A 25258-nucleotide genomic window follows, 5' to 3' on the forward strand; every position below is an offset into this window, starting at 1 on the left:
TTTTTTCGTCACTATCCTAAGTTAACCAACCATCTAGCAGAAAGCCCTGCGCTCTACCCCTATAGGAACGAGCATTGCATTCAGTAACGCTATTCTTAAGTCTCCTGTTGATTCCGCCAAGCTTCTATTTGGGCTAACTTTTCTTGCAACACTTTTTCTAGTTCTTCCAAATCCTGTGGATTTGCAATCGTTTGAACGTCGAGCTGTCGTACTGTTTTTGTAAATTTAACGATCGCGCTATCTCGACTATGACTTTTGGGACTGTATTTCCCAATCAACTGCTCGACTAATTCTTTCACCTGGTTGAGGGAATGTTTTTGCTCTAGAACTTGGTGTGTTGCTTGAGTTCTAACAGACATTGCTTCTGATTCGCCCACATCAAGCTGCTGGCTTGATAACCGATTGAGTTCTCTAGCTTTGCTTGCGTCCAGCCCTTCAGCATTAATTGCTTGTTTGAGATCTGGTGCCAAATTTAGCAATGGAAACACCACGTTGTTGATCGTAATCGGGTTGAGTTGTAAGCGTAGAAGGGTAGCAAAAACCGCCTGCTCTTGAGCATCTTTGAAACCAACCGTTTCGATCCACTGCTGTTGTTCTTCTTCGGGTGCGCTTCTAATTTGAGCTAGTTGTAAATGCTTTCCTTGACGCTGCAAGCGTCGGAAGGCAGTATTTAAGATTTTCGGAATTTCCCAACGCCGTTCCCTTAAATGGGAATGCTGCATGCCTATTAAATGTAGCAAGGCATTAGCTAAATCTAAATCGTGCAGCTTTTGGGAATGAATTCCTGTAACGATTTGTCCTTCAAACTTCTCGACTTCATCGCTCGTGTTAGGGACAATGACTGCTCTAAGAGTTTTCCAACCGATTAACTGTGCCGCTCGCCACCTAATCTCTCCATCAAACAAGGCATACTTACCATTTACCTGCGGCGGAAACAGGACGATAGGAGTTTTCTGTCCGTGTCGCTGCAAGCTCACTGCTCTCTCTCGCACTACGGGAGCGGCAATCGCCGCTCTGGGTTGGTTCGGATCGGGGTCAATCAGGGCTACTGCTATCTCGTGTTCTCCTCCCGCTTGCGCTAATTGTGCGGTTAGCTCTTCAACTTGTTGTTCTAGAGTTGCTTTGGTGCGCTCGTCCAATACTCCAGTTTTCAACCGCTCGTTCTCTGCTTGCAATTGTTCTAGTTGCGCTCTCAATTTATGCAGTTGCTGCGCTTGCCCCACATCCCCGAATAATTGACCCATACCAACTTTTGCTGCTGCCATCTCTCTACTCCTTCACCATCTCTCGTACGAGCTTTGTCACTATGGGGTCGAAACTTTTGCTAGCTTCGCATCCTGGTCGGTATAAGTGTACGGGCAGTCCCGCTCCACTTGCACTTAAAAAGTAATTCGACTCCCTGACGTAAGGAAAGCAGTGAATGCCTAAGCCTTCTATCTGCCCTGGCAATGTCTCTGTTGGGTCTATTTCCTGACGCTTACTTCCCTTTTCGTCGATTCCGAGGATGTTTCTATGCGTCGCTTTTCCCAAGTCAACTCTAGTTGGTACGAAGCCTAAAATCTCTGGTTCTGGTTTGAGTTTTAACTCATCGATCTTGTTGTAATACCATTCCAGTAGTCCAGCAAATCCCCCTGTATCTTTATATTCTGGTTTGATCGGTACGAGAACGTGAGTGCTAGCTGCTAGTGCCGCTAACCCCATCGGTTCTAAAGCCGCTGGCGTGTCAAATACAATCAAATCGGCATCCAACGGATATTTCTCCAAGCAATCACCCAAGATGTAGTAGCGTCGCGCTGCAAAATAGATCTCGTTCGTACTCCGCTCTAGAGCTTCTCCGCCTTGAATCGCAAACAGTGCTTTAACGCGCTCGCTCCACAACGGTACTAAAGGATACGCGCCGTCAAATTTTTTCTGAAATAAAATAGCTGTCGATTGTTCTGGCACTGCTTTAGTCAATCCGGCAAAGATTCGCAGCGAGCCTGAGAGATCGAGTTCCATCAATGCCACCTTGTAACCTCTGCTTGCCACTGCGTAAGCCAAATGTACTGCCATCGTTGTTTTTCCCGACCCCCCAGCGTTACTCGCGATCGCTAAGCGGACTTGTCTTTTGACTGTTTTTTTCTTCATCTTCTCTCAATTGCTTGAATCGAGTTGTGTACTAACACAAGTACACATGGAGTGCTGCTGCGACTCTGATTTTGCCATTGACTTCGTGACTGCATGAAATAGGAGCATCTGAACAATTTGCTCTCAGTTTAATCCTCTTGCGGTGTTTGTCAATAGCTCAGTTAGTTTTTCTCCCCGACCAAGTAGGTGTATCTGGGGATGACTCAATTGCAGTTGCCGTTTCCTCTGTATATCAGCGCCAAGAGCGCCACTGGAGCTGCTCTCTCAACTGCAATACGAAGCGACGTGCTAAATTTAGTGCTTTACGGTATTCTTCTTCACCTTGATGCTCCGACCAACCACAACCTGTTTGCTCCTTGATATATCCAAATGCTGCCGAATGTAGCAGAGCGGAATTGTTCGCGAAATTTGGCTCGTGTCCTTTTTCTCGGATGCGGGTGATCGCCGCCGCTAATAATTGCACGGGGCGATCCACAAGAGCGCGACCGTGAGCGCCATCCTTGATTAGCCCCCGTTGCATGAATAGCTCGTTCACCAAACTCCGCACCCCAGAGCCATACTGCGCCTGCATTTCTAGCTTAGCCTTGTCGAGGCGAACGACGCGATCGCTCTGGGGAACTTCTACCTCTGCTGTTGCTAACTCTGCCTCCAGTCCTTTAAGAAAAATCTCGTAGGCTGCTGTTGGCATCGTGTCACCCAGCCGCACGCCGCCAATGACAATTTCTCCATCAGCATCTAAGTCCATCCCGCGCTGCTGCAACACCACTTTTTTCCGATAATCGCTGTAGGAGACTAGTTTGCCTTCCACCAAGATTTGCCAATCCAGACCGACGTGATGCAAAAACGTCGCCGGGGGCAGTTCAAAATTCGCGCGGAATTTCGTAATTTCTACGCCCGCAGGAATATCAGACCAAGCGGGAGCGATCTGTACTTGCCTATCGTCCAGCACGGCTTCCACTTGCACCTGGTAGGTTCTCTGGTTCCTGATTTCGGTTAATTTCTTGGCTATAATACAATGCCTGTCTTCCCTGCATCCAAGGAGCTAGTACGTAGGGAATGAGTGCCTGGACTATTGTTTTCCCAGTTCCCACTCCGGCGAGGATCAACGCTGCCGCTCGTTCGCCCGAGTCCATCTGTTCTTGGCAGGCTTTTTGGTAAACTGCTAGCAAGGCTTTGACTTGGTGAGGATAGAGTTGCGTCTGCCCTGATATAATTCGAGCCAGCACGAGCTGGTGATAGGCAAGGAAATAGTTGTCCACCGTGCTACTCCTAGCTATGGTAAGGTCGAGCCGACTTCTGACGGTTACAGTTTTTACATAAAGCCAAGGCATTCCACACTTGGGTTGCCCCTCCCTGGGAGTAAGCTATTCTGTGGTCGGCTTCAAAATTGTCCCGACTTAAACATACACCGCAAATCTCGCACTGATAATTAGCGCGACGCAATATCAGAAGTTTTTGAGCCGGGGAGAATAGCCTTCGCACACTCAGCACCTACGTTTTTTGAACGATGTTTTTCTATTATCTTTTCCAGAAAACTTCTTTGCGACTGGCAAGATGCCAAAATACTGATACCAGAGGCGCTTTCAATTTTCCACCACCGCCGAGGTTTCTTCATGCCATAGCGCTTCGCAGCTTGGTTGTTGAAAGCCTCCGATCAGTTTTCATTGGCTAAGTGCAGGGCTATTTTAACCCTGTTTTATCACTCTAGGCAGAAGAAAAATAGAAATCAGGGTGAGTCAGGAAGATAGAAATTGAATCTGTCAAGTTATAAATAATAGATTGGAGTTGAGAAAACCCCCTAGATAATTGGGGAATAGAAAAAACTGTTAGCCAGGGATATATCAGGTTAAATAAAGTAAAAGGTTGAAGAATTAACCGGAGATTGTTAAGAATGTTTTTCCAGCCATTGCCATCATCCCACCAGGGATGGTCAGCTAACCTTGATTGAGATTGTGGTGGAGAGGAGCGCAGTTATTCTGAATGTAAACTAACCATCAGGTAAGCACTACAAATTATCTCCCACCACCGCTCAATCTGGTCATAATTGGTCATCCGAAAATCAGCCCATCCCAACTCATTCTTACTTTGTTTTAATCCGTACTCGCGCCCTCGTTCTTAACCCGTAGAAGTTGCCAACTTCTCTTGGAGAAATGTCTGGATATTTAGTCATAACATACCAAGTAGAGTTACCTGGTAATTTCTCAAGATCTGTTGTAATCTGCCAATATCTATTTTCTCCACGTTTTCCAGGAATTATTTCTCTAATAAACCGATTCTCACTGCTCAAGTCACAGAAGACTCTTTTAAACTTATGCTACTTTAAATATTGAATATGTTGCCTTGGTAGTAGCTCTACGTAATAATTTGAGCGAATCGCTACTAGATAATTTAACCCCATTTCATCTAATACAGATCTAAAATTCTCCCCACTCTCACCATATAAGCTATCTGCTAGTATCAAGTTGAAGTTGAACCCCATCAACTGTAACTTTCTTATGAGCATTGCCCCGATTTGGGGCTTGCTAAAATATTTATCTTCTGGCTTTAATTTCTCCCGAGGCTTGTAGACTTCAAATAGTAATGGGAATGTCATTCCACAGAACACACCATAGGCTGTGACTGCCACAATTCCATTCTCTACTTTTCCTAAGTTGCCTATGTACTGCCGCTTCACATAATCTGTAGTATTTCCTTTCTTTTTATCTCCTGTCTCATCATTAAAATGATTGGTCTTCCTTTTAATACTTGTAGTATTAGCTCTAATCTTAAGGTTCTTAACTGTTCTATTTCCCCAAATGGCGTAGTTAAGAAATGGTGTAATCCTTGATAGTTATCTAATCCGACAATTTTCGCTATTTCTGGGAGACTTTTCCGTTTTAGTTCAGAAATACATCCTATATGTAAATATTTAAATGCTTCAAAGCTCCTAACATCTGAAAACAGCTTTCTATACCACAGACAATATTCGTCCACAAATTTGACGGTTTGTATGGGTGGACGAGGCTCTACCATGCTCTATGTCGATTTTCTAGCGTTTGTACATTCTTATACTACCGCTATAGTGACACAACAGGGCTAGAGTACTTGCACCGTCTGCTTTCTAGCCAAGCGCGTAAGTTTCTGTATGGATGCTACCAAAACGCCAAGTTGCATATTTGATGATGCCTCAGCAAAGTCCCAGCGGGCAAGTACTAGCCCCTCCTACCACTGATGTAAGCAGCAGTGAGAGCGTGTTGTGGAGATTCAAAAATCTGAGTAACTGAACCAAATTCAATTAATTGTCCAGCTTCATCAGCCACCCAAAACAAAGCGACATCATTAGCAATCCGTTTAGCCTGTGCTAAATTATGAGTCACAACTAGCAGTGTAAATCTACCACGCAGAGAAGCGATCAAATCTTCTACCACTTCACTAGAGAGTGGGTCGAGAGCGCTGCAAGGTTCGTCCATGAGCAGCACCTCTGGTTTGAGTGCTAGCGCTCTAGCGAGGCATAGACGCTGTTGTTGCCCGCCAGAAAGTGAGAGAGCGGAAGCTTTCAGCCTGTCCTTGACCTCATGCCACAGACCTACATCTCGCAAGGCATTTTCAATGCGGCAATCGATCTCGTCTCGGCGACTGACTCCGTGTTCTTGTAAGGGAAATTCGAGATTTCTGACAATTGAGAGCGGAAAAGGATTGGGTTTTTGAAACAGCATTCCTACCCGACGACGTACTGAGATCGCATCCAGTGCAAGCACGTCCTTTTCTCCTAATCGGATACGCCCTGATAGCTTACAGTTTGGTGTTAGCTCGACTAAACGGTTGAGACAAGTCAGGAAGCTAGTTTTGCCACAACCCGAAGGACCGATGAGCGCTGTGATGCTACCAGCTTTTAATTGGAGGGACACATCTTTAAATGCAGGTTTACTGGCATAATGCAGGCTTAACTGCTCTGTTTGCATTGATGGGGGATGACCTGCGCGTAATGTTGAGTCTAGCTTAGGAGTTATCGGCTTGTTCATACTACAAAAATTTTGGATTGCCTCAAACGCTCTGCTAGCCACGATACTGTTCCATTAATTAGTACCAAAAAAACTACCAATACTAAAGCAGAGGCGTAAGCATTTGCCTCCCCTCCAGAGACATTCATGGCTAGATCGTAAATGTGAACGCTAAGCGATCGCCCCGAATCCAAAAGTGACTGGGGCATTCGGTCTACATAACCGCTAGTAAAAATTAAGGCGGCTGTCTCCGCTAGCGCTCGTCCCAAGCCTAACAGCAGTCCTACCACGATTCCAGGCATGGCAGCAGGCAGCAGTAGCTCCCTTAATGTTGCTAGATGTGAAATTCCCAGTGCCGCTGCCGAAGTGCGATAGTCGTCCGGTACAGCTCGAAATCCTTCCTGTGTCGAGCGAATTAGAATCGGCAGTACCATACATGCCAACGTCAATCCACCAGAAAGAATAGAAAAGCCCATCCCCAACGTCTTACAAAAGAAAGCGTTGCCAAAAAGACCGAAGACAATCGAAGGCACTCCTGCTAGAACGTCTAAGCTCAAGCGCACTAACTGCCCGAATCGACTTGAATTCGAGGTAAATTCAGCTAGCAGAATCGCAGTTCCCAGACCCAGAGGAATTGAGACTGCCATGCAAACTCCGACGATTAAAGCTGTCGAAACTATAATTGTGGCAATCCCGCCGTCTCGACCTGCATTGCTCGGTGGCATCGTGAGAAATTCCCAAGATATCCCAGTGATGCCATGCCAGAATACATCGCTCAATAGCCACAGCAGCGCACCTGTAACTACAACCGCAACAGCCCAAACGATCGCGCTTGGGAGCAATTCTTTTGGCTGTATGCTCAAACGCAAAGATAGACTTTTAGCTGTATGCCCTAACCGAGAAGTCGGCTGAATTTGATTCTTCTGACTGGGGGGTAGTGAATTTTTAGTCATAGATCTGCCCTCGGCTGAGCAATTCGGCAGCTATGACCAAAACAACGACCATTGCCATCAAAACCAATCCGCTGACAAACAAAGCAGCGCGGTGATTGCCAGTTGCGTAAGCCATCTCCAGAGCAATATTTGCCGTCAACGTCCGCACTGGCTCAAATACACTTAAAGGAATCTGCACGACGTTACCGCAAACCATCAGCACAGCCATCGTTTCGCCAATTGCCCGTCCCGTTCCCAAGATGACACTTGTTAACAAACCCGCTTTCGTTGCAGGTAAAACGACACCGCGCACCGTTGCCCAGCGTCCCAGCCCCATTGCTGCACAGCCACGCTCATACTCCGGTGGCACGCTGGCGAGGCTGCTATGGGCTACCAAGGTAATTGTCGGCAGAATCATTAACGTGAGAATTAAAATTCCGGTTAACAAACTTGCCCCAGGTGGTTGAATGCGTCCAATCAGCGGCACTAACACGACCAAACCCCAGAAGCCATAAACTACTGAGGGAATGCCTGCTAATAGCTCAATAAAACGCCGATACAAACTGGCGATCGCGGCTGGGGCGTAATACTGACAAAAAATTGCGCTCAAAATACCTAACGGCGCTGCTATCAGAACTGCTCCTGCCGTTACGAATAGCGTCCCCCACAACATTGGTAGTAGGTTAAATTCTTCACTGCTAGGATGCCAAGAAGGATCGTTGAAGAACCGATTGAACCCGACAGTTTGCAGGATAGGTACAGTTTCCCAAAGTAGGAACAGCACGATCGACAGAACGATCGCTGCTACTAAAAGCGCCATTCCTCGTAATATCCAAACCAGGATAAATTCACTGCGAGATCGGGACAAAATATTGCTCCTGAATAATATCTTGCACGCCTTTGGAGCGGGAAAAATCAATAAAGTCCTTTGCCAACCCAGTTGGTGGTTTGTTTGTAACGTAGTTGAGGGGGCGAGAAATCGGAAAAGTGTCGTTGCTGACATTGGCGATGGAAGCAGTGACTCCTTCGACTGGCAGCAGTTTGATTGGAGTGTTATGGGTGGCAGCATATTCACCAGAACCGATAGATACATAGCCGATGGCGTTGGGATTTCCCGCCACTGTCTTGATGCCTTGCTCGTTATCACCAATTACTACGTCGGCTGTAATCTCCTTCGTTTTCAGTTTGAAGTGATCGGCAAACAGTTCCAAGGTGGAGCGACCTTCGGCTTTGTTCACTACTGTCATCGGAGCATCTGGACCACCAACTTGTTTCCAATTATTGATTTTGTTGGTGTAGATCTCAACAATTTGCCCATCTGTCAAACTTTTAACTGGATTACTGGTATTCACAATTACAGAGATGCCATCCTTGGCGATCGTGAATGCTTGTAAATCCTTTTCATTGTCTTTGAGCGATCGCGACACCATCCCAAGATCTGCGACTCCTTGACGCGCATCCGCAATCCCGCGCGAAGAACCACCGGTTTGCACGTCAATGCGTACTCCCGAATGCTGAGCTTCGTAACGTTTGGCGATCTCAGCCGCTAGCGGTGCTACAGTGCTCGAACCAGTTAAGACTAGTTTGCCCTGTAATGTATTAGCTGACTCGTTAGCAGCTGACGGCGGCTTTGAACAGGATGGTAGCAATACACTGATGGCTAGCCCTACGGAAAGGGGTGCCAGAATTCGTAAGTTCTTCATTGGTTGTGAATATTATGTTTTTGTCAAAGATTTGTTAAACGTTGGCTCGAAGGAGAGTCGGCAACATCCTAAGTCAATTGTCCTGCCATTACTAGTACTCCAGACAGCAGGCTCTAGCTGATACAGTACCGCTTTACCATCTCGCGTTGCCCTGACAAATCCCTCCTGGCGCAGTACTTTTAGATGATGGGATAGTAAACTTTGCTCCAATCCCAGCACGGCATTTATCTCCCCAACATGCTTGGGTCCGCTCCAGAGCAGTTCTAAAATTGCCAATCGTGTTGAATCAGCTAAAACCTTCAGCTGATGGGAGCAAAAGGACACAGATGAAACCTTTCTAGTACTCATACATTGCACAGCCAAGAAGTTTGAGCCACCCTCTTCCGATTGACGGGATTTGGAAAATGATATCAAATTATCTTCATATCAATAACCATTCATTAATCAAAGCTTAACCTTTCTTTAGACCATCATCAGAAGCCTACAGTTTAGCTTCGCTCGCCAACAGCGAGGTCAGTTAGGAGTTATCTTGAACAGAAGCCAGAAGTCAGGAGCCAGGAGTCAGGAGAATAAATACGATCGGTAAGATTCGCGCAGTAGCTCCTCTGCCTTTGTAAGCGGGCGGTGCGGGAAGACGCTTCCCGCATTAAGCCGCGTGCCACCAAATCTTTGATTTGGCTCTCGACTTATACCCCTCCAAGTCATCCGCAACTTCGCATAGAAACCATTCTGTCTTCTGGCTCCCGACTCCTTCTTCGATAAAATCTCGCGATCGCAAGCACAAACTACGCCTAGTCACTTTTAATCACTTGAGTGTAGGGAGTGAAGTTTTGCAAAGGATGGGGCGCTTTAGACGGTTAGCAAGGGATTATGAACGCGAGCGTAGATATTTTAGTTGGTTTTCATCTGGCTGCTTTTGCCACAATACGGTTCAATTAAGGAAGACAGTTGAGACTATTCTTAATAGGAATAGTAAAGATTAACGAAAGAATAAGGTTTTCGGCATCTCTAAATTTGCCCTCGAACACTAACTGAACCGTATTGGCTTGTGCCATCCTAATGCTCAGACGATTTGCTGATCTGGCAGTGCAAAGTGTATATCACGCTCTAGCAGCATCCCCTCACCTTGCGTGGCATTAGGAGCGAAGAAATACGCACTCAAGCACAGCAAGTTGTCCCTGAGCAATTGTAGTGATGTGTTGCGATCGCTCCTCTGATATTTTTAGCTCCATAATCCTGGCTCTAATTCTCAGTTGATCGGTTGCATATTGAGCGAATTTCTACTTAATATATGACGCTTCCACTTTGCTGCAATTGCCATCGCCTTTTTTCTACATTACAATAGCAGCGGTGTGTTGAGCCATAATTACTATGAACAAAGCCGAACTCGTTGACGTTATTGCATCCAAAGCTAACGTCACCAAGAAAGATGCCGATACTATCCTCAGTGCAATAACCGAGACGATCGTGGAAGTCGTCTCCAGTGGCGATAAAGTTTCTTTAGTCGGTTTTGGTTCGTTTGAGCCGCGCCAACGCTCGGCTAGGGAAGGACGTAATCCCAGATCTGGCGAGAAGATGCAAATTCCAGCCACTCGCGTTCCTGGCTTCGCTCCTGGCAAGTTGTTCAAAGATAAAGTTGCTCCTAACAGTTAGCTTCCACGCGCTCGACTCAAAGTGCGAAGCGCAACTAACAGACATTAACTGGTAGAGACAACTTCCGCCGCCGGCTCCTTAGATTTTTTCTCAAAAATCCTCACCCCTGCTTCAACGACTTCAAACCCATCTGCCGTGCGTTGCCCCAACTTACCGCTGACTGCTCCACCCCAATCGCTAAAACTTGCCGCATCAGCTTCCGCGAGCGCACCAACTCTTCACCAAAGCGGTAAAGCTAACTCCATTTTGGTCGGTCAGGGTAATTTCTACCTTCTTATTCTCTGCTGGCTTGGCAGAGAGTAGTTCATTAAACTTCAGCGTAATTTCCGATCTTGCCGTAGTCATGTCACTTTTCCTCTCTCACAATTGCGATCGCTCTTATTCATCTGTTCGTAACATTTTTACCGCATTCACTCTAGTTCTACAACACGCCATCCCAAAATCTGATTAGTGCGATGCCGAAGGCGGAACGCGCATCCGCGAGTTTAGTGCAGAAAACTGGGGCAGGGGATTAGCGATTCATCTGCTGCTCCCATCACCGACTCCATAACGTTGCTCCAAAAAAGTCAGTAGCTCCACTTCCAAATCGGTGAGATACATTTGTCTTCCTAAATGCTGCAATACTGCTTGTGCGCCTCGGTCTAGCAGTCCAACCTGACGTAATCGCCCAATTCGTCTGATTGTCGCGGGTAGTTGACGGCAAACATCAGGGTGATCGATTGGTCGGAGGTTTTCTGGTTTCACAGCCATTGTTCCATCAAAAACTTCAACCTCAATGGTAAAGTCTCTTAGCTTGATCGCAACACACGGATAATTATTGTATCTGCGCTCGCACTCTTCTAGCCCAGTTAGAGTAAACACGTCACCAACGTTACAAAAGTCAGTAGCATAGCGTAACGGTTTTTCCTTCAGTCGCTCGACAATGCTTTTGACGATCCGACTGTTAGGAACTTTGCCACCAGCAATGGAGACGGCGCTGTGCCAAATTTCTCGCTGCTGCTGAGGCTCTAAACTAACTAATGGGACTTTAAAACTTTCTAAGCCCAAATATAGCCGAACTTAGCTCTGTGAGAGGCAAATACATCAACATGCTCATTAAGCCAGCGGACCAAACGAAACTCGACTGCGGTGCGGAATGCCTCCAATGCTTCGGCAAAGGTTTGTAAGGGTTTGGTTGCCCAACGTCTGCGGAATCCGCCGGTCAACTGATGCCAAAGGATGAAGGTGTAAGCGATGAACACTAAAACCCAATGACGCTTCATACTCAGAGCATCCCGAACTTGATACTCACTCAAACCCAACCAGCCCTTGGCTTCTCGATAGAAGACCTCCACCCAGTTGCGAGCAGAATATGTTTGAGCTACCCAAGCCGCACTGACTTGGTTGTCAGAGGCATTGGTGAGAAAGTAATCCACCTCCGTCGCTTGCTCGAAACTAGAGGCATTGAGTTGAATCGCCAGCCAGCGAGTGCCTTCGAGCTTCGGAACGTGAACTGGTAACAGCGCCACCCAAACTGTCCGGGGCTGCTCCAGATTGAGTTGCACAGGTGTGAACTGCTCCACTGCCAAGGTTTGAGCAATAGCTTCTAATCCCTGCTTACGAGCAGACTCATCACCTGATGTTTGAGCAGTAACTTGGCGGTTTTTGGCGATTGCTGCCACGTAAGTTAGGTTTCTCGACTCCAACTGCTTGAGAAAAGGCGTGTTATTACCGTAGCCTGCATCAATTACAGTCACACCCGGTCGATAACCGCGCTTCAAGCATTGGTCAACCAAGTCTAGAGCCAGGTCAGGTTTTTTCTGGAAGTTGGGGTCTGCCTTGCCTTGCTCGAATAAACTTGCGTGTTGATAGAGTGCAACATCTAACGGCAGACGTCGCACTCCATCATACAAGTAGGTAGTCAGCAGCACAATACCATTGTCAGTCTTGCCAATCTCCCCAATGTACTGCCGTCCTACCCCATCAGTAGCCGCACCACTTTTGCGATGTCCCGAATCATCTACAATCAATGTGAAACCTTGACTCGGGGTCGTCTGGCGACACTGGTGCATCACCTCCAACCGCCGATTATTTAGCTTGACTTCATCCCAAGGGGCATTGTTGAGAAAATGTCTGAGGCTGTTGTAGGAGCCATCTACTGTATTTGTGACCAGTTGGCTCAGGTTTTTGCGCTGACTCTCACCCAGCAGTCCCCCTAGATAAACACGAAATTCCTGCCGCTGCTTCTGACGCGAAAATACATCATCAAACCGACGACACCAGTTCTCAAAGCACTGCGGCATCGCTGCTGGTACTTGATCTTTCACCTTACGTTGCTCCTGTCGAGACTGACGTAAAACGCAACTCCTACCCGCATTCTAGCTCAATTTGCTCCATCTTTCTTACAAAGTCCCACTAACTCGCGGACTTGCCGCTCTGAAGTTGGGAGAATTTGCCTCTCGTTGGTTGGCAGATCGTTTTGTGTCCCAATGGGACACAAATTCTCGAACACACTTGCAGCCTCAATTAGCCGATAGGGATGACGACGGCTAAATCCAAACCGCTGGGCACAATAGTCTTCAAATGTTTTATGCGTACTGCGATACAGCTTTTTCTGCTTGAGTTCTCTTAATGCCCTCCCCGCTTCAAAAAAGGCTCTTTCCACGCGCAGTTCCAGTCGGTGGCGCTCTGCTGCTTCCGTTTCGGTGAGTTCTGATAAAACTTCTACCGCTACAAGTTGATTCTTCACACTTGCTAGCTCATTATCTAATTGTATTTCTGGCTCTTGATTGCTGAGATTTACTCTTTCTAGATCGAGTGGATTGCAAGAGAGAGTCACGGCGATCTCGCGTTCGCTGTCAAACTGCACCCACACTTCCGGCAGCGCAAAGCCTAAGTTTAGTTCTTGGAATACTCCTAGTTTTTGGGTGACTTGATGACGCACGCGATCGCCACACTTAAAGCTATGTGCCGCAGCTAGACGCGCCTGTATGACATCCTGGGTATCTTTGTCCGATTTCGTTTTCGGCATGATTGTACTCGTCAAATCTTTCAATCGAGTTTTCAAGTTGCCTAGCTGGGCAATGTGCGAGCGCCATTTCCCGTTGTTGCTGTTTTTTGAGTTGAATTCTCTCAATTTGCGCCCGACACAGGGCAAGTCCTTCGACACAAACCTGTCGTCCAACATCGAAGCTATCGAGCGATCGCTGCATGAACTCGACAACTGAGACTACAAAACGGTTCACCGTCACTACCTGAATTCCCAGATCGTTCCACCACGTCCCTGTATCGCGCCATCCTCGCGCTCTTGCTAGGATGAGCTTTTCCTCCAATGAACCTGTCTCAGGATTTGACACGTCAATTTCGTTGACTGGTTGCACAGCAGGAAGCAGACAAGATAACCCTATGGGGTTATCTTGTCTGCCCTGCTGAGTGTAAATTTCGTTTACCTGTATACCTGCTTTACAGGTGTCTGCATTTGGTTGAGTGGTATGACTGGCTCTGAATTGGACGACTTTACTCTGCCGCGTGTGGGTCTGTTTCTTTTCTTGTGGTATAGGTATACGCCAGCTTGCATAGGGCATTAGGTGGTAAATCGTCTTCTTCCCTGGCGTGACTTCACATTCAATCAGATGCATCTTTGACAGTTGTGACAATACCCGCATCGCCGTGATCCGACTCAACCCACAAATTTTGGCTATACTCTCGCCGGACTCATTCGCAACTACACCGTCTACTGCCGAGCGCAACAAGTGGCAGTAAACTCGAAACTGATTAGGGGTAAGTCCGAAATCATCCAACTGGTTCAATACATCTGAGAAATTATCGTTTTTGCAATCGGTTGCTATCATAATTTGATTCCAGTGTGAAAGGCTCTTGTGGACTGCAAGAGCCTGTTTTCTAGACTTGCTTCAATTCGTTGACTTTGGCGATCCAAGCAAGTGCTTTTTTTCCCTTCGTCGCCTCTAGCGCCTCAAATTGTGCTTGGATCTCCTCAACACTCATGTGTGGCAAGCAATTTTTTGCCCATTCGATTGCATCAATAGGCGAGCGCCACTGTCGCCAGATCTCTGTTTGAGTTGGTAAGCGAGCGGATGTCGAGGGAACCTCGACCTGTTCGCCGCGTAGTAGCAAGTCTGGAGCAGGTGATGGAGAAATCTCAATCACATTCCCTTCCTCGTCCACTGTTGCTCCCAACTCCTCTGGCGTATAGACTGCCGCACCTAAGAAAATATCCGGCACAAACCAACGACAGCCGTTGCTCATTGCCCTTGCAAACAACATATTTCTCGCGAACTTTCCCATGTTCTGGGTTCCAGCTTTTTGTGCGTCAGATGCACTAAACTCGCTTCTTCCGATTTCTCGTCCCCCATCAAAGAAGGCAATCTTGCAAATGCGATCGCTTAGTTCCAATACCCGATAGTCGTAGCGCGTGCTTCTTTTGACTGCCGCTGCCATCAAATTAGCGCCGATCGCTGGCTTTCCCTTAATGATGAAAATACCGCACATCGAGGAAAAAGCCGGAAAACCCAGCTCTGCTCCTGCTAAAATCTTCACTACTGCCTGAGCTGCTTGTTTGGGTAGGGTCGAGAGGATACATTGCTGTCTCCTCCCTCCCATCCGAACCGTGCTTGCGACTTTCATAGCACACGGCTACTCAATGTGTTTTCTTTGTCACTACAGAACTTCTGACCATTGGCACCTATCCGGTCCTCATTGGTCTTTTCGTGGTGGCAATGTCGATGTAACAGTTGTCTGTTTTTCCATTCATCCTTGCCGCCTAAGGCTCTGGGGATTATATGGTCAACTTCAAATACATCCCATTCCTGGAAGTGAAGACCGCAACGGGCACATTTTCCCTTCTGCTTCTTGAGCAAATATGCCTTACGGCTAGGCATTTGGGGATGGGTACCCATCCTAGTACTCCAATAAACTGAGTCGCCGTCGTATGGACTTTTATCGTTTTTAACTTTCACATAGTTAGTGCTACTACAGCTAAACTCACTATGCCTTAGTAACCGTTGGGGATCATTTTTCCCCTTGGTAACGAATGCCCAGTTTTTACCTGCTATGGTTGTCCAGTATTTCCTTGAACCAGAACTTGTATTTCCACAACGGCGTTTTGCCCATCGTCGAAGTTTCAGGTATAGGAGGTAATCTTGTTTTGATAGTTCTCCAGCGGTTTTAGCGTCGGAGGTTGTGTAAAAGGAAGTCCATCCCCTTATGACAGGGTTAAGGTCTTTAATTAATTTCGCCTGTGGCGACGACCCGTGTTTTCTGACGATCCTTTTGATTTCCTCTTGATGTGCCTTGATTGACTTCTTGGATGGAAAGATGAGTGTGTTATAGCCTGATTTATTCCCCTGTGAGTCTTTGCTACTCCGGTATTTACCCGCTGGGAATTGTCGGATGTGATGACCTAGAAAGTCAAATCCGGCAATCCCATCCTCACTTAACTCATGATTGAGAGTGTGGGTTAGACGGGTTTTTTCAGGTTTTAACTCAAGCCCTACCCCTTTTAACCATTCCGAGATTAGTTCTCGGCATCTTTGAACTACGGCTTTTTCATCACATAGGACGACAAAATCATCAGCGTAACGTATCACATTTGGGATTGATACATCATTTCGTCCGTAATCTCTACGGCATCCTTTAATGTAGTTCCTTTTTGTGGCTGGAAACGCTTGGGCTATGTGTTCTTCTATGCCGTGTAAGGCTATATTTGCCAATAATGGCGAAATTACCCCTCCCTGTGGTGTTCCCTCTGATGTAGAAATGAATACCCCAGAGTCTATGACCCCAGATTTCAACCAGGCTTTGATTTGTTGCCTGACTCTGCCTTTTACGTTCAGCTTCTGGAGTAAGGTTTCATGGTTGATCCGATCAAAACATTTGGCTATATCCGCGTCTAGCACATATTTTGGCTTTAACTGAATACAGTATTTGATTTGTTTAATCGCATCGTGGGCAGACCTTCCTGGTCTAAAGCCATAGCTGTTTGGTTCAAATAGAGCCTCCCATTCTGGCTCTAGTGCAGTTTTTACAACTGCTTGTAAGGCGCGGTCGTACATTCTGGGTATTCCTAATGGGCGTTTTTCTCCCTTCCCAGGTTTTGGTATCCACACCCTACGAGTGGGCATGGATTCCCCGGTTAGTTTGAGTTCCCTTGCCAGTTTTAGACGTGCTTCTGGAGACAGTGATTTAACACCATCCACACCAGCCGTTTTCTTTCCGGTATTATCTTGTGTGACCCGTCGTACCGCTAAGACCTTGTTATACCAAGACCTCATCAGCGTGTTTTGGAGTTTGCGGACTCGCTTAACATCGCCACGACGTGAAGCGGCATAGATGCGCTTTTGCAACCGGAAAACATACCGTTCGGCTTTGCGCCAATTGATATCCCTCCATCCCTCAATCTTCATTCTTGAATTTGAATTAGGCATATGCGTTGCTACTTGTACCTCAATGCACTGACACATTGCGGGTTACGTCTGCTTATCCTGGCGATTTCCGCCATCCTTTTTGTGGCATTGCTCGTTGATTCGAGCTAGGCATTTGCTTCTTAACCCATCCCTACCTCTCATAACTTATGGCTGACACCTACCTGTTACCTGTTTCAGGAGTATATGAGAAGGTTACTTCGTTCCTGATGTCCATTGTCGAGTCCGTTAGGGTGTGTCTCTCCACCGGGGGTCTAGGTAGTGCGAAATCTCGGTGACTGGAACCTGATTTACCTTACCCTTGTCGGATTTTCCCGACCCAGGAGGTAGATTGGAGTCTACAAGCTTATATCCCCTGGCTTTTTGTTACGATGGCTCATCGACACTTCGTTTGTTCTACCCCGCGATTTTCCATCTCATCCGCTTGCGGCTCCCTGATTGGGTATTAGTTGCCTTTGGCTACCAAGATGGCTCGGTTATAGGACTCATGCGATAGCGGTTTGAGATTTTCAGCTATTCTCAAGAGCCGCATACATCCCCAGGCTGTTTAACATCAAGGTTTGATAGTCAGTCTCCCCTTGCTGGGTCAACCAGTTGACTGGTTGTTTATGCGCTTTACACCCCGCACCGGGATGGCTAGATTAGCGGTTTCTAGGGTACTTCCACATACCAACATAGACATCAAGTTGTCGTCGATAAGGGATAAAAGTGCGAACTCCATCCCAATCGGGATTACCTTATCGAAGCCAGCCATCCTCCCAAATTTTGGGTTTCGGCTGAACGAATCGCACCAATCTTCAAAAAATCCAGAGCGGGACAGGATTTCGCCTAGTCGTTGTAAGTCATCAATCGTGTCGATCTTGAGATTGTTGGTGATCGCCAGTGACGATAAATCTTTTTGGGTTGGTATGATGTCACTCATAGTTTTCTCCTACAAATAGAAGCTGGAGGCTTTGCACCTCCAGCCAGGTTATGAATCAGAACGGCGCTTCTTCAAAGCTCGGTTTGTTGTAGGAGACAACGGAGTAGCCCTTCAACCAGCTACAAGCTGAAACTAGTTGTGCGATCGCATCTTTGCTTGGCTGAGTCACTACGACATCTATCGTTCTCGTAAATTCGGGTACGCCTTCACAGTCACGCTCTTCGCTTGCTAACTCTACGTAGTAGCGATACCACTGTTTTGCGCCAATTGCGTCGGGTGCGGTAAGATATGTCATAATAAATCTTCCTTTTCTGTAATGGAAAGGTAAGGCGATTGGCTTAGGTTTTCTCAGGACGTTAGCCATCGCCTTTTAACTTGTAATTCATTCCACTATCTACTCTACCGTGTTAACACGTCGAAGTTAGAGGTTTTGGAGCTTTTATTTTTGGCGGCAAAAGTGGCTTGCGTCGCGTTAACAAAATGCTAAAATCAAGTCATGAAACAGCTGCATCACGACGAAAACGGGAAATTTTGTTCCCTTAACTCAAAACCACTGGCGAAGAAAGTCATCGGTGTTAGGCTGCCAGTGGACGTAGATGAAGCTGTGCGAAAACTAGCTGGTAATGAGCTAAGTGATTGGGTTCGACAAGCAGTCATAGAAAAATATGAACGAGAGCAGCAAATCTCTGCATAAGGTACGATTTCCGTTGTAGTTACCTTGCTTGCTAACTTAACTTAGTCAAGTTTTACTCTAAATGCATCAGGTGCGACAGGATCTATCGCTGAAAAAATTTGAGAAACTGAGTGCATCGGGCGTTCGCGCTTTGTTACTAAAGCCAGAACAGCCAACACTCGCATGAACGATTGCTCCGAAATCCTCTGACAACTAGTCGTCAAGAAAGACGGCGACAAGTACGCAGCTAGTACTCTTTCTGGTAGCTGCTCTGTTACCTCCAGTTCCCCGATCAATGCCGTGATGAATTGGGGTTTTCGGGTGTGTGATGGGATCAAAAAGTATCGCAATAACGAAATTAGCTTCGAGTATTTCATGCAAAGGCTAGGCGTAAGCGAAGCCGAAGCTAGGCTGATACTCGACAGCCAAGAAATTATCGAGTTAAGCGACGAGCGACTGCAACTAGATCGATTGCTTCGAGACAAATGAATTTAGAAGATGCTAAATATTAAATGCTTCAGCTCTACAGTGGTAGCAACAGACGTTTTGGAGGAAAAAGAACTGTGCTTTCCCCAATGCAAAGCCTAAAGAAAGGGATTGGAGCACCAATTGTCGAGCTATCCTAAAGGCAGGAAAAGATACTCAGCCTATAGCTCTATATGAAACTATCAATCGAACTTGAGATCGAAGAGGACGGCAGATTCATTGCTGCTGTCCCAGAAATACCAGGAGTACTCGTCTACGGCTTCACTCAACAGGAGGCAATCGCGAAAGCACAAGCTCTCGCTTTACGGGTACTGGCAGAGCAGGTAGAGCATGGTGAAGCGACTCAGCAGCTCCTAACGCTGTTTCGACTACCCCCAGAGCTGGCAACAGAGTCAATTGCATCGACATCGACATGAGCCAGTGGAGCGCTACTAAGTCCAGGCGCGTGCTTGCCGCCCTATTCCGAATTGGTTGGAGTGTCAAGCCGTGAGACAGCCTCCTCTCATAAAATTCTTCAGCGCGATGGCTGGACTGATGTCGTGTTTGCTTTTCACGACGAGGAAGAAATTGGTCCTCGCATGTTAGCCAAAATCTCTAAGCAAACTGGATTGCAACCAGAAGATCTTTGACATAGTCGCCATTTATACTCTTGTCATAAAAAACTCCTCGCGACTAAAGCTGGAGTTGTCCCCGTTAGGGGTGCCTGTAACGCCGTTTGGTGATGTTTACTTCCCCCAGTCTACATCGATTGTTTCGGTTGGGAGAAGCGCTCGCGCAAAAGACTGAGGCAGGCGATCTCGCTAGAATCGCCCGTGTCCGATGTCCTTGAGCGCCGCCAGAGCAGCCCGATCCTTATCCATTTCCCAATCTCCATGAATGCTAAACATGCTGAAGAACAGAACGTTGTGAAGTTTCTGGCGCCGAGCGTAGGCAGCCATGTCCCGCAGCCATAGCGCTCGCGCCTCTCGCCCGTGCTGACCCTTCCACTCTCCATCTGAGCCTCCTGGGTTGAACCAGTTCGGGTCCGACCCACACTCGCTAATCGCCACCGGCTTGTTGACACCGAACTCCGCCATCCATTTGCGCAGTGTCGCGATCGCATCTTCCCTGAGCTGACCCCGTACATGTGAGTGCCGATGAGATCGGCATATTTTCCAATACCTGCCTTGAGGAGAGCGCGGTTGTATTGGGTGTTCGGTCTGGTCGCGGGTGCAGACTCGACGAGTATTCCTGGGTCTACCCGCTTGATTGCCTCATAGCACGCTTTTTTGCATGCGGACGACGGTTGCGGGTGTCTCGGGACCTCGCTGGGCATCTCGACCGCGAATATCTGGTTCGTTATCCACTATGTAGTAGCGCACCGTATCTTTCCAATGGTGAGCCACTTGACCGCATTTCCAGGCATAGTTCTTCGTCCACTGAACGGGATCGTATCCGGCAACATCGAGTTCCCACCTGAAAGCGATGACCATGTGAAGGGCTAACCCTTTAGCCAAGTGTTCTTGAATCACTACGTCGCGCCGAGAGAAATCGCACGGCTCGCCCTCCCGCTCGCACTTCATCTTGTCTGCGCCAGTGCGGACGGCGGTGAGACCAAGGGCAGAGATGCGCCCTGACACCATCTGGCTAAACTCTTGGGAGTCGTCGTACCCAGTGCCGTCGTTCACGCCGAAGATGACGTTCCTGTCTCCTCGTTGCAGCATACGAGTCTTCAAGGCTACACTCGTGCAGGAAAATGGCAACATCATACTGAGGATGAGTACACAGCACAGAAGTATGAGTTTTGAATTGTTCATTGGATCGAGGCGACTACGAGTTGACCGATTGTTATGCGGTAAAGATCGGATACGTGCATAATTTTTCATACTGTAAGCTTTTGTCAGGCGGTTGTGTATTTGTTTGTGCCAAACATCACCGGCTGGAATTCCTTTGGGTAAAGCTAAATCAGCTTTTGACAGACCGATTGGAGTTTTCGCCAATTTAAAAGGTGCTATTAACCTGGCAACGCATATAGGGCAGGTCTTCATCAGATTACGCGACAAGACATTACTACAACTAGAGGGGACAAAAAGACCTGCCCTATCTTTACAAGCTGCCTTAATAGCCAGGTGTTTTCAGGCAAAGCTTGTCAAGCGTCAAGCGCGTAAGTATTTGCGACGATCGCTACGAGAACGCCACGACAGTGAGCTGGGGCGGATGATGCTAAATCCATTCCCAGATAACGCGCGCCAGTTCCATTTAAGGCGAGTTCCAGGATTGCTTCAGGATCGGTTCATGTGAGTCCGACAACAGCCTTATTTCCGAAACGTCACAATTAGATGCGTTCGCCCTAGCCAAGATCGTTTGAGCCAGGTTTTGCAAGTTAGTTTTTCGAGCCGCCATTGCTGGCGTACTATCCAGTCCGACTGTAGCTAAAATTGTTTCCCAGCGGTAAACCCAATCATGCCGTAGCAGCGAGTTGACCACATTATCAATACGGATTTTTTGTAAGCGATACGGGTCAGCGTCAAGTTCGTCCAGAATTTCAGCAATGTGAGGTACATCGTAGGGAATTTTGATCGCTGCACCCTCCCAGTCAAAATGTTGATGAAATGATTCGGATTGGGGCGGCACTCCCAGCATGATGGCTCCTGCTGCTGCTGCTCCCTCAAAAAGCGCGCCCCCACTTCTTGTTGTCCGCCTGTGGCATTTATCTCGTCAAATTTCGCGCTGTTAGCAATGAAATAACGGCTCTTTTTCAAAATATTTCTATATAAGCTGCGATGATATTTATAGTCGATCGCGTATAAGTCTCTGAGAGTTTCATATATGTAAAAAACTGTGGTTTTCTGCTAACTCTAGTAAAGCTTGGTGCGTTACCTGCGAGCGACGACCAACACTATAAAGATCGACACTGCGTTCTCGCTCCAAGGGATAAGGACAGAACTTAATTGCATCAACGCCAAAAGGAATATATTCACAAGGACGCTGAACGATTTCAGCCACTCCTGAAATACTATTGCTAAAGTTCATGAAAATTCGATCGAAGTCTTTCAAAAGACTTAGTTGTGCTTTCCAGCTCTGAAGATCTTTCGCCCAAATTTCATCGAGCCAAACTACAGCTTTGTGGCAACGCTCGCGCCAACCCTTAATTGAATTAATACAGAGGATATCTTGCGGGGACTGGCACAGAAAAAGAATAAGTCATAGTCTTGCTGGAGCTGAACTCGATCAAACAATGGATTCATGAGCTTGCTATGACCAATCGCTTTGGCTGCATGATTTGCTAGCTTATTCGTCACTTTGAATAAGTTGGGTTGAAAATTTGGTGTCAGCAGCTCGGCTGAGTCTAATTCGCAAATCGCATCTTCCAGCTCGTACAAATAACAGCGAGCCACATGAAACTTAATATTTCTGAGGGACAACAATAAAACCCGAGCGTCTTTTTGAGGATTAAGCTTCAATGCTTCTGTCATAGGGCTTCTACCTGCTGAAAATTTTCTGCTTGACTTTTGCCGCAGCTACAATAGCTACTCTCGAATTTCCGCAAATAAGTTAGAGCAAATTTTTCACTGCTTGCCCGTCCTTGTTTCTCACGCTGCGCTGCTCGACAAATTTCGGTACGATTTTTGCTGCTGTCACCTCTATACTCCGGTCAAATGAAAACCTCGTCAATTGAGTCTAAATCCGATCATTTGTCAATCAGCTAAAGTTCGGGAAAGTTCGGCAATTGCTGACCTTGAATTTGAGCAAGATTTTTTGCAGGTAGGCGTGTCCGAGGATACGGAAGTTGGTGTGGCTATTCCTTTAGATAGAGCTTAGCTGCAAGTCACTCAAGTCACCCAGACGAGCTGAGGAAAGATACCCATGTTTCATAGTAATCTGTTGGTATACGTTTGGTGGACAAGGATGCGCCACGTCCTGCTTGTATTGCATTCTGGCTGTCGAACTCATCGAGCTGGCGGTTCCCAGTAGATTTGCTAGTCAAGCCCACAGCTCAATTGGTGAGGTAACATGCACCAGCTAAATCAACTCGTTGGCTGCGCCACTCCACCGCTCCAACAGCAATTGGAAGCGTAATAAATTATTATGTTTTGTACTACATTGAAACATGACCTTCACAAGCGACTAGTTTATTGAGAATTATATAGTTCAATCTCCCACTTTTTCGTCGCTTATTCTCATTAAGCCTTAGGTGTTCGACGGCGTACTACAAAACACAATAATTTATTACGCTTCCGTTGAATAGGGTGGGAAGTCATGTGGTAGCATCTCCCAAGCACAGCCAGTTTTCAGCAAATAAAAGATGGCATTTACTACCTCACGCATATCCACAGTACGTGGATGTCCTCCTGGTCTTACAGGTGGAATTAATGGTTCAATGATTTGCCATTCTCGATCGGTTAAATCACTTTTGTAAGCTTTTCTACTCATGAGGCAATGCTTTGGGCTACTGTCTTGTCATAGTAAAAGCCTCTTGCCTCCATTCTCGCTGCTTTCAACTTTTCTTTATAAATGACCTCTCAGAAAATTGATTCGGCAGCTTCTCCTGAACTGGTTGCGATCGCAGGCAATTCAAGAAACCGTGAATCAAACCAGGGGCATCCTGAGCAGGAGTCGTATAAATCAATACTTCGCGATCGGCAAAGGGCATCTGCTGAAATTGACTCAAGTTGCCCCAACCCAAATACCGACACTCAAGATTGTTACTCGTTGTCATCTTTGTACTCCTCGCCCCCAGTCAGGCTTAATACCTTTGCGCTGATTCAGGAACTGGTCGATTGCCATTGCCGCAATGCAGCCGTCCGCTGCTGCAACGACTGCTTGCTTAAAAGGCGTGTTGCGAATATCCCCAATTGCCCAGACTCCTGGCACATTAGTTTGCATCATTGCATCAACCTGAACGCCGCCATCCGGCTTCAAAATCACTTGTCCATTTAGAAAATCGGTAATCGGTTGAGCGCCTTGCAGGTAGATGAAAACGCCCTCAACCGGAATCATTTGACTAGTCTTCTGGCTCATGTCAAGTAACTCAATGGCTGTCACGCCAGTGTCATTTCCTTGAATCTGTTGTAATCGAGTCTTACTCCAGAGTTTGGTCGCAGGATGAGCCAGAATTTCTTCAGCGGCTCCATTCAGCCTGCTTGTGTCTTTAGGGGCGATCCAATGCACGGTTGAAGCAAATTTAGCGAGGACTTGAGCTTCGGCGATCGCCTCTTCACTCATCCCAATTACTGCTACCTCTCGCTCGCGGTAAAACGGGGCATCGCAAGTCGCGCAGTAGCTCACTCCCCGACCCAGATACTTAGCTTCTCCTGGAATCGAAGGGGTACGTCCCATTGCCCCTGATGCCAACACCAGCGTTCGAGCCATGAAGATCCCCTCTGGCGTGTAGACCTTTTTTTCGGTTTCCCCAATCTCGATCCTGAAAACTTGAGCGCGCTGGTAAACAGCACCAAACTCAACTGCTTGCTCCCGCATCCAATCCAGCAGTTCGCTGCCAGTCATCTCGCCTCGAACACCGGGATAGTTGGCAATTTTGTGAGTGATAGCAAGTGCTCCAGCAGACGGGTTTTTATCCAGAATCACAGTTCTTAAACCAGATCGAGCCGTGTAGAGCGCACAGGTACATCCTGCTGGACCGCCACCAATAATCACGACATCATACTCGAAGGTTTCCATAGCTCTCCCAAATTTAAGACTTCTGGAGATGCAGTCAATGCAGTGCTCCTATACTGTCCTTACATCTCTCTTGATGCAGGTGTTTGATTTTAGGTGTGCAAGAATGCCAAGTTTTCAGTTGCCTGCAATGCATGAGGTGCGTTTGCAGGCAGATAAACGAAAACTCCTGGTTCCAAAGCAATTTCGCGTCCTTCCAGTGTCAGAATGCCGCGTCCTTCTAAAACTATAATTGAAACGTTACGACGTGTAGTATGCTCTGGAAGCGCTGTTCTTGCTGTAAGACAGACAACGCTGAAGCGGTCAGAGCCGCTATTAACTAAAATCTGCCTCGAAACGCCTGGTTTTGAATAATCAATTAGGTCTCGAAGCTGGGTATTGACTGATGTTTGGTTTATGGAAGTAGCCATTGTCTCAACCTCATTATTCTGTACTGCTCTCAAGCTATCAAACGAGTTCAAAGCTTTCCAGAAGCTAGCTCGTAATTGCAATCGTGCTAACTGCTGATGCTGGCAATAAAAATTTGAACTCAGCGCTCTCCTGAAATAGAAATAACTCAGTCGTGCTATTTCTATTCTGACGAAAGGATTCTGCTCGTTTTATGAGCCAGCTCATGGAGCAACTGAAACAACCTGATTTTGGGAATGCTTGCGACAAAAACGCCAGTATGACAAAACGCCGAGCTGAGCTAGCTCAGAGAATTAC

The 25258-nt window shown here is 47.0% G+C and carries 33 protein-coding genes and 3 pseudogenes; 7 read left to right on the forward strand and 29 right to left on the reverse strand.

From position 1 onward, the window contains the following. Window positions 1-95: 95 nt before the first annotated feature. The 12 genes and pseudogenes from N4J56_RS33770 to N4J56_RS33820 form a co-directional block, all read right to left on the reverse strand. Window positions 96-1265 (reverse strand): ParB/RepB/Spo0J family partition protein, encoded by a 1170-nt coding sequence (locus N4J56_RS33770; protein ID WP_317111067.1) that lies wholly within the window; start codon window positions 1263-1265, stop codon window positions 96-98. A gap of 4 nt (window positions 1266-1269) precedes the next feature. Beyond that, window positions 1270-2127: a ParA family protein gene (locus tag N4J56_RS33775; protein WP_317111069.1), complete on the reverse strand. Its 858-nt coding sequence runs from the start codon at window positions 2125-2127 to the stop codon at window positions 1270-1272. A 232-nt stretch (window positions 2128-2359) separates the two neighbouring features. Continuing rightward, window positions 2360-3076, reverse strand: coding sequence for a hypothetical protein (locus N4J56_RS33780; RefSeq protein ID WP_317111071.1), 717 nt, complete (start codon window positions 3074-3076; stop codon window positions 2360-2362). Further along, a complete protein-coding gene (locus tag N4J56_RS33785) occupies window positions 3063-3386 on the reverse strand; it encodes a hypothetical protein (RefSeq protein ID WP_317111073.1) in 324 nt (107 codons plus the stop codon). The genes N4J56_RS33780 and N4J56_RS33785 overlap by 14 nt, the downstream gene beginning before the upstream one ends. 10 nt (window positions 3387-3396) lie before the next feature. Beyond that, the gene (locus tag N4J56_RS41510) at window positions 3397-3618 is read right to left on the reverse strand and encodes an HNH endonuclease signature motif containing protein (protein ID WP_127023871.1); all 222 of its coding nucleotides are present in this window, start codon (window positions 3616-3618) and stop codon (window positions 3397-3399) included. A gap of 213 nt (window positions 3619-3831) precedes the next feature. Further along, window positions 3832-5139, reverse strand: a pseudogene (locus N4J56_RS33790) (IS701 family transposase). Window positions 5140-5318: 179 nt separating this feature from the next. Continuing rightward, window positions 5319-6128: a phosphate ABC transporter ATP-binding protein gene (locus N4J56_RS33795; RefSeq protein WP_410500702.1), complete on the reverse strand. Its 810-nt coding sequence runs from the start codon at window positions 6126-6128 to the stop codon at window positions 5319-5321. Then, window positions 6125-7060, reverse strand: a complete 936-nt coding sequence (pstA, locus tag N4J56_RS33800) for a phosphate ABC transporter permease PstA (RefSeq protein ID WP_317111077.1) — start codon at window positions 7058-7060, stop codon at window positions 6125-6127. Before pstA ends, N4J56_RS33795 begins: the two co-directional genes overlap by 4 nt. Further along, window positions 7053-7907, reverse strand: a complete 855-nt coding sequence (gene pstC, locus N4J56_RS33805; protein ID WP_317111079.1) for a phosphate ABC transporter permease subunit PstC — start codon at window positions 7905-7907, stop codon at window positions 7053-7055. The genes pstA and pstC overlap by 8 nt, the downstream gene beginning before the upstream one ends. Beyond that, window positions 7888-8742, reverse strand: coding sequence for a phosphate ABC transporter substrate-binding protein (locus N4J56_RS33810; RefSeq protein ID WP_317111080.1), 855 nt, complete (start codon window positions 8740-8742; stop codon window positions 7888-7890). The genes pstC and N4J56_RS33810 overlap by 20 nt, the downstream gene beginning before the upstream one ends. Window positions 8743-8754: 12 nt before the next feature. After that, on the reverse strand, window positions 8755-9090 hold the full coding sequence (locus N4J56_RS33815; RefSeq protein WP_410500703.1) for an ArsR/SmtB family transcription factor: 336 nt from the start codon (window positions 9088-9090) through the stop codon (window positions 8755-8757). Between the two features lie 298 nt (window positions 9091-9388). Then, window positions 9389-9541, reverse strand: a complete 153-nt coding sequence (locus N4J56_RS33820) for a hypothetical protein (protein WP_317111082.1) — start codon at window positions 9539-9541, stop codon at window positions 9389-9391. Window positions 9542-10113: 572 nt separating this feature from the next. Between N4J56_RS33820 and N4J56_RS33825 the strand changes: the two genes are divergently transcribed. Continuing rightward, the gene (locus N4J56_RS33825) at window positions 10114-10395 is read left to right on the forward strand and encodes an HU family DNA-binding protein (RefSeq protein WP_317111084.1); all 282 of its coding nucleotides are present in this window, start codon (window positions 10114-10116) and stop codon (window positions 10393-10395) included. A 192-nt stretch (window positions 10396-10587) separates the two neighbouring features. On the opposite strand, the gene N4J56_RS33830 is transcribed toward N4J56_RS33825, so the two are convergent. The 7 genes from N4J56_RS33830 to ltrA form a co-directional block, all read right to left on the reverse strand. Beyond that, entirely contained in the window at window positions 10588-10740 is a 153-nt protein-coding gene (locus tag N4J56_RS33830; protein WP_317111085.1) for a hypothetical protein, read from the reverse strand. 174 nt (window positions 10741-10914) lie between these two features. Then, window positions 10915-11442 carry a hypothetical protein gene (locus N4J56_RS33835; RefSeq protein WP_317111086.1) on the reverse strand — a complete coding sequence of 176 codons (528 nt, stop codon included), beginning with the start codon at window positions 11440-11442 and terminating at the stop codon, window positions 10915-10917. Further along, the gene (locus tag N4J56_RS33840) at window positions 11433-12701 is read right to left on the reverse strand and encodes an IS701 family transposase (protein ID WP_317104593.1); all 1269 of its coding nucleotides are present in this window, start codon (window positions 12699-12701) and stop codon (window positions 11433-11435) included. The genes N4J56_RS33835 and N4J56_RS33840 overlap by 10 nt, the downstream gene beginning before the upstream one ends. Before the next feature lie 56 nt (window positions 12702-12757). Further along, window positions 12758-13405: a hypothetical protein gene (locus N4J56_RS33845; protein ID WP_317111087.1), complete on the reverse strand. Its 648-nt coding sequence runs from the start codon at window positions 13403-13405 to the stop codon at window positions 12758-12760. Continuing rightward, window positions 13338-14225 carry a helix-turn-helix domain-containing protein gene (locus N4J56_RS33850; RefSeq protein WP_317111089.1) on the reverse strand — a complete coding sequence of 296 codons (888 nt, stop codon included), beginning with the start codon at window positions 14223-14225 and terminating at the stop codon, window positions 13338-13340. Before N4J56_RS33850 ends, N4J56_RS33845 begins: the two co-directional genes overlap by 68 nt. A 49-nt stretch (window positions 14226-14274) precedes the next feature. Then, window positions 14275-15018, reverse strand: a complete 744-nt coding sequence (locus tag N4J56_RS33855; protein WP_317111090.1) for a hypothetical protein — start codon at window positions 15016-15018, stop codon at window positions 14275-14277. Continuing rightward, entirely contained in the window at window positions 15015-16853 is a 1839-nt protein-coding gene (gene ltrA, locus N4J56_RS33860; RefSeq protein ID WP_317111092.1) for a group II intron reverse transcriptase/maturase, read from the reverse strand. The genes N4J56_RS33855 and ltrA overlap by 4 nt, the downstream gene beginning before the upstream one ends. Window positions 16854-17145: 292 nt before the next feature. Between ltrA and N4J56_RS33865 the strand changes: the two genes are divergently transcribed. Beyond that, complete coding sequence (locus N4J56_RS33865; RefSeq protein ID WP_317111094.1) at window positions 17146-17310, forward strand: hypothetical protein; 165 nt, start codon at window positions 17146-17148, stop codon at window positions 17308-17310. Between the two features lie 90 nt (window positions 17311-17400). Here the strand turns inward: N4J56_RS33865 and N4J56_RS33870 are convergent, their stop codons facing one another. Together N4J56_RS33870 and N4J56_RS33875 are read right to left on the reverse strand one after the other, a co-directional pair. Then, window positions 17401-17736, reverse strand: coding sequence for a hypothetical protein (locus N4J56_RS33870; RefSeq protein ID WP_317111095.1), 336 nt, complete (start codon window positions 17734-17736; stop codon window positions 17401-17403). Between the two features lie 55 nt (window positions 17737-17791). Continuing rightward, on the reverse strand, window positions 17792-18031 hold the full coding sequence (locus N4J56_RS33875; RefSeq protein WP_317111097.1) for a hypothetical protein: 240 nt from the start codon (window positions 18029-18031) through the stop codon (window positions 17792-17794). A gap of 201 nt (window positions 18032-18232) precedes the next feature. Here N4J56_RS33875 and N4J56_RS33880 point away from each other — a divergent pair, with 201 nt between their 5' ends. The 4 genes and pseudogenes from N4J56_RS33880 to N4J56_RS33895 all read left to right on the forward strand — a co-directional run bounded on the left by N4J56_RS33880 (window position 18233) and on the right by N4J56_RS33895 (window position 19524). Next, window positions 18233-18430 (forward strand): hypothetical protein, encoded by a 198-nt coding sequence (locus tag N4J56_RS33880; RefSeq protein WP_106169158.1) that lies wholly within the window; start codon window positions 18233-18235, stop codon window positions 18428-18430. Window positions 18431-18709: 279 nt separating this feature from the next. Beyond that, a complete protein-coding gene (locus N4J56_RS33885; RefSeq protein ID WP_317111101.1) occupies window positions 18710-18898 on the forward strand; it encodes a hypothetical protein in 189 nt (62 codons plus the stop codon). Window positions 18899-19068: 170 nt separating this feature from the next. Then, window positions 19069-19311, forward strand: coding sequence for a type II toxin-antitoxin system HicB family antitoxin (locus N4J56_RS33890; RefSeq protein WP_039712722.1), 243 nt, complete (start codon window positions 19069-19071; stop codon window positions 19309-19311). After that, a pseudogene (locus tag N4J56_RS33895) lies at window positions 19308-19524 on the forward strand (type II toxin-antitoxin system HicA family toxin). The gene N4J56_RS33890 and the pseudogene N4J56_RS33895 overlap by 4 nt, the downstream one beginning before the upstream one ends. A gap of 624 nt (window positions 19525-20148) precedes the next feature. Here N4J56_RS33895 and N4J56_RS33900 read toward each other — a convergent pair. The 4 genes from N4J56_RS33900 to N4J56_RS33915 form a co-directional block, all read right to left on the reverse strand. Continuing rightward, complete coding sequence (locus tag N4J56_RS33900; RefSeq protein ID WP_317111106.1) at window positions 20149-20874, reverse strand: hypothetical protein; 726 nt, start codon at window positions 20872-20874, stop codon at window positions 20149-20151. Between the two features lie 259 nt (window positions 20875-21133). Further along, a complete protein-coding gene (locus tag N4J56_RS33905; protein WP_317111107.1) occupies window positions 21134-21517 on the reverse strand; it encodes a hypothetical protein in 384 nt (127 codons plus the stop codon). A gap of 180 nt (window positions 21518-21697) precedes the next feature. Beyond that, window positions 21698-21907 (reverse strand): hypothetical protein, encoded by a 210-nt coding sequence (locus tag N4J56_RS33910; RefSeq protein ID WP_317111108.1) that lies wholly within the window; start codon window positions 21905-21907, stop codon window positions 21698-21700. 83 nt (window positions 21908-21990) lie between these two features. Next, window positions 21991-22350, reverse strand: coding sequence for a hypothetical protein (locus tag N4J56_RS33915; RefSeq protein ID WP_317111109.1), 360 nt, complete (start codon window positions 22348-22350; stop codon window positions 21991-21993). A gap of 199 nt (window positions 22351-22549) precedes the next feature. Between N4J56_RS33915 and N4J56_RS33920 the strand changes: the two genes are divergently transcribed. Further along, window positions 22550-22696, forward strand: coding sequence for a hypothetical protein (locus N4J56_RS33920; RefSeq protein ID WP_317111110.1), 147 nt, complete (start codon window positions 22550-22552; stop codon window positions 22694-22696). Between the two features lie 417 nt (window positions 22697-23113). Here the strand turns inward: N4J56_RS33920 and N4J56_RS33925 are convergent. The 4 genes and pseudogenes from N4J56_RS33925 to N4J56_RS33940 form a co-directional block, all read right to left on the reverse strand. After that, a pseudogene (locus tag N4J56_RS33925) lies at window positions 23114-23308 on the reverse strand (transposase); the annotation flags it as partial. Window positions 23309-23372: 64 nt separating this feature from the next. Beyond that, window positions 23373-23594, reverse strand: coding sequence for a hypothetical protein (locus N4J56_RS33930; protein ID WP_317111111.1), 222 nt, complete (start codon window positions 23592-23594; stop codon window positions 23373-23375). Beyond that, entirely contained in the window at window positions 23591-24556 is a 966-nt protein-coding gene (locus N4J56_RS33935; protein WP_317111112.1) for an NAD(P)/FAD-dependent oxidoreductase, read from the reverse strand. Before N4J56_RS33935 ends, N4J56_RS33930 begins: the two co-directional genes overlap by 4 nt. An 89-nt stretch (window positions 24557-24645) precedes the next feature. Then, window positions 24646-24963 (reverse strand): cupin domain-containing protein, encoded by a 318-nt coding sequence (locus N4J56_RS33940; protein WP_317111114.1) that lies wholly within the window; start codon window positions 24961-24963, stop codon window positions 24646-24648. Window positions 24964-25258 lie beyond the last annotated feature (295 nt).

The organism is Chroococcidiopsis sp. SAG 2025 (assembly GCF_032860985.1).
GTDB lineage: Bacteria > Cyanobacteriota > Cyanobacteriia > Cyanobacteriales > Chroococcidiopsidaceae > Chroococcidiopsis.

What these genes read in the sequence shown, in the direction of transcription:
- N4J56_RS33770 (WP_317111067.1), bottom strand. Translation starts at nt 1,265, where the DNA reads ATGGCAGCAGCAAAAGTTGGTATGGGTCAATTATTCGGGGATGTGGGG.
- N4J56_RS33775 (WP_317111069.1), bottom strand. Translation starts at nt 2,127, where the DNA reads ATGAAGAAAAAAACAGTCAAAAGACAAGTCCGCTTAGCGATCGCGAGT.
- N4J56_RS33795 (WP_410500702.1), bottom strand. Translation starts at nt 6,128, where the DNA reads ATGAACAAGCCGATAACTCCTAAGCTAGACTCAACATTACGCGCAGGT.
- pstA (WP_317111077.1), bottom strand. Translation starts at nt 7,060, where the DNA reads ATGACTAAAAATTCACTACCCCCCAGTCAGAAGAATCAAATTCAGCCG.
- N4J56_RS33810 (WP_317111080.1), bottom strand. Translation starts at nt 8,742, where the DNA reads ATGAAGAACTTACGAATTCTGGCACCCCTTTCCGTAGGGCTAGCCATC.
- N4J56_RS33815 (WP_410500703.1), bottom strand. Translation starts at nt 9,090, where the DNA reads ATGAGTACTAGAAAGGTTTCATCTGTGTCCTTTTGCTCCCATCAGCTG.
- N4J56_RS33825 (WP_317111084.1), top strand. Translation starts at nt 10,114, where the DNA reads ATGAACAAAGCCGAACTCGTTGACGTTATTGCATCCAAAGCTAACGTC.
- N4J56_RS33830 (WP_317111085.1), bottom strand. Translation starts at nt 10,740, where the DNA reads ATGACTACGGCAAGATCGGAAATTACGCTGAAGTTTAATGAACTACTC.
- N4J56_RS33845 (WP_317111087.1), bottom strand. Translation starts at nt 13,405, where the DNA reads ATGCCGAAAACGAAATCGGACAAAGATACCCAGGATGTCATACAGGCG.
- N4J56_RS33850 (WP_317111089.1), bottom strand. Translation starts at nt 14,225, where the DNA reads ATGATAGCAACCGATTGCAAAAACGATAATTTCTCAGATGTATTGAAC.
- N4J56_RS33855 (WP_317111090.1), bottom strand. Translation starts at nt 15,018, where the DNA reads ATGAAAGTCGCAAGCACGGTTCGGATGGGAGGGAGGAGACAGCAATGT.
- ltrA (WP_317111092.1), bottom strand. Translation starts at nt 16,853, where the DNA reads ATGTGTCAGTGCATTGAGGTACAAGTAGCAACGCATATGCCTAATTCA.
- N4J56_RS33870 (WP_317111095.1), bottom strand. Translation starts at nt 17,736, where the DNA reads ATGAGTGACATCATACCAACCCAAAAAGATTTATCGTCACTGGCGATC.
- N4J56_RS33875 (WP_317111097.1), bottom strand. Translation starts at nt 18,031, where the DNA reads ATGACATATCTTACCGCACCCGACGCAATTGGCGCAAAACAGTGGTAT.
- N4J56_RS33880 (WP_106169158.1), top strand. Translation starts at nt 18,233, where the DNA reads ATGAAACAGCTGCATCACGACGAAAACGGGAAATTTTGTTCCCTTAAC.
- N4J56_RS33890 (WP_039712722.1), top strand. Translation starts at nt 19,069, where the DNA reads ATGAAACTATCAATCGAACTTGAGATCGAAGAGGACGGCAGATTCATT.
- N4J56_RS33905 (WP_317111107.1), bottom strand. Translation starts at nt 21,517, where the DNA reads ATGCTGGGAGTGCCGCCCCAATCCGAATCATTTCATCAACATTTTGAC.
- N4J56_RS33910 (WP_317111108.1), bottom strand. Translation starts at nt 21,907, where the DNA reads ATGAACTTTAGCAATAGTATTTCAGGAGTGGCTGAAATCGTTCAGCGT.
- N4J56_RS33915 (WP_317111109.1), bottom strand. Translation starts at nt 22,350, where the DNA reads ATGACAGAAGCATTGAAGCTTAATCCTCAAAAAGACGCTCGGGTTTTA.
- N4J56_RS33930 (WP_317111111.1), bottom strand. Translation starts at nt 23,594, where the DNA reads ATGACAACGAGTAACAATCTTGAGTGTCGGTATTTGGGTTGGGGCAAC.
- N4J56_RS33935 (WP_317111112.1), bottom strand. Translation starts at nt 24,556, where the DNA reads ATGGAAACCTTCGAGTATGATGTCGTGATTATTGGTGGCGGTCCAGCA.
- N4J56_RS33940 (WP_317111114.1), bottom strand. Translation starts at nt 24,963, where the DNA reads ATGGCTACTTCCATAAACCAAACATCAGTCAATACCCAGCTTCGAGAC.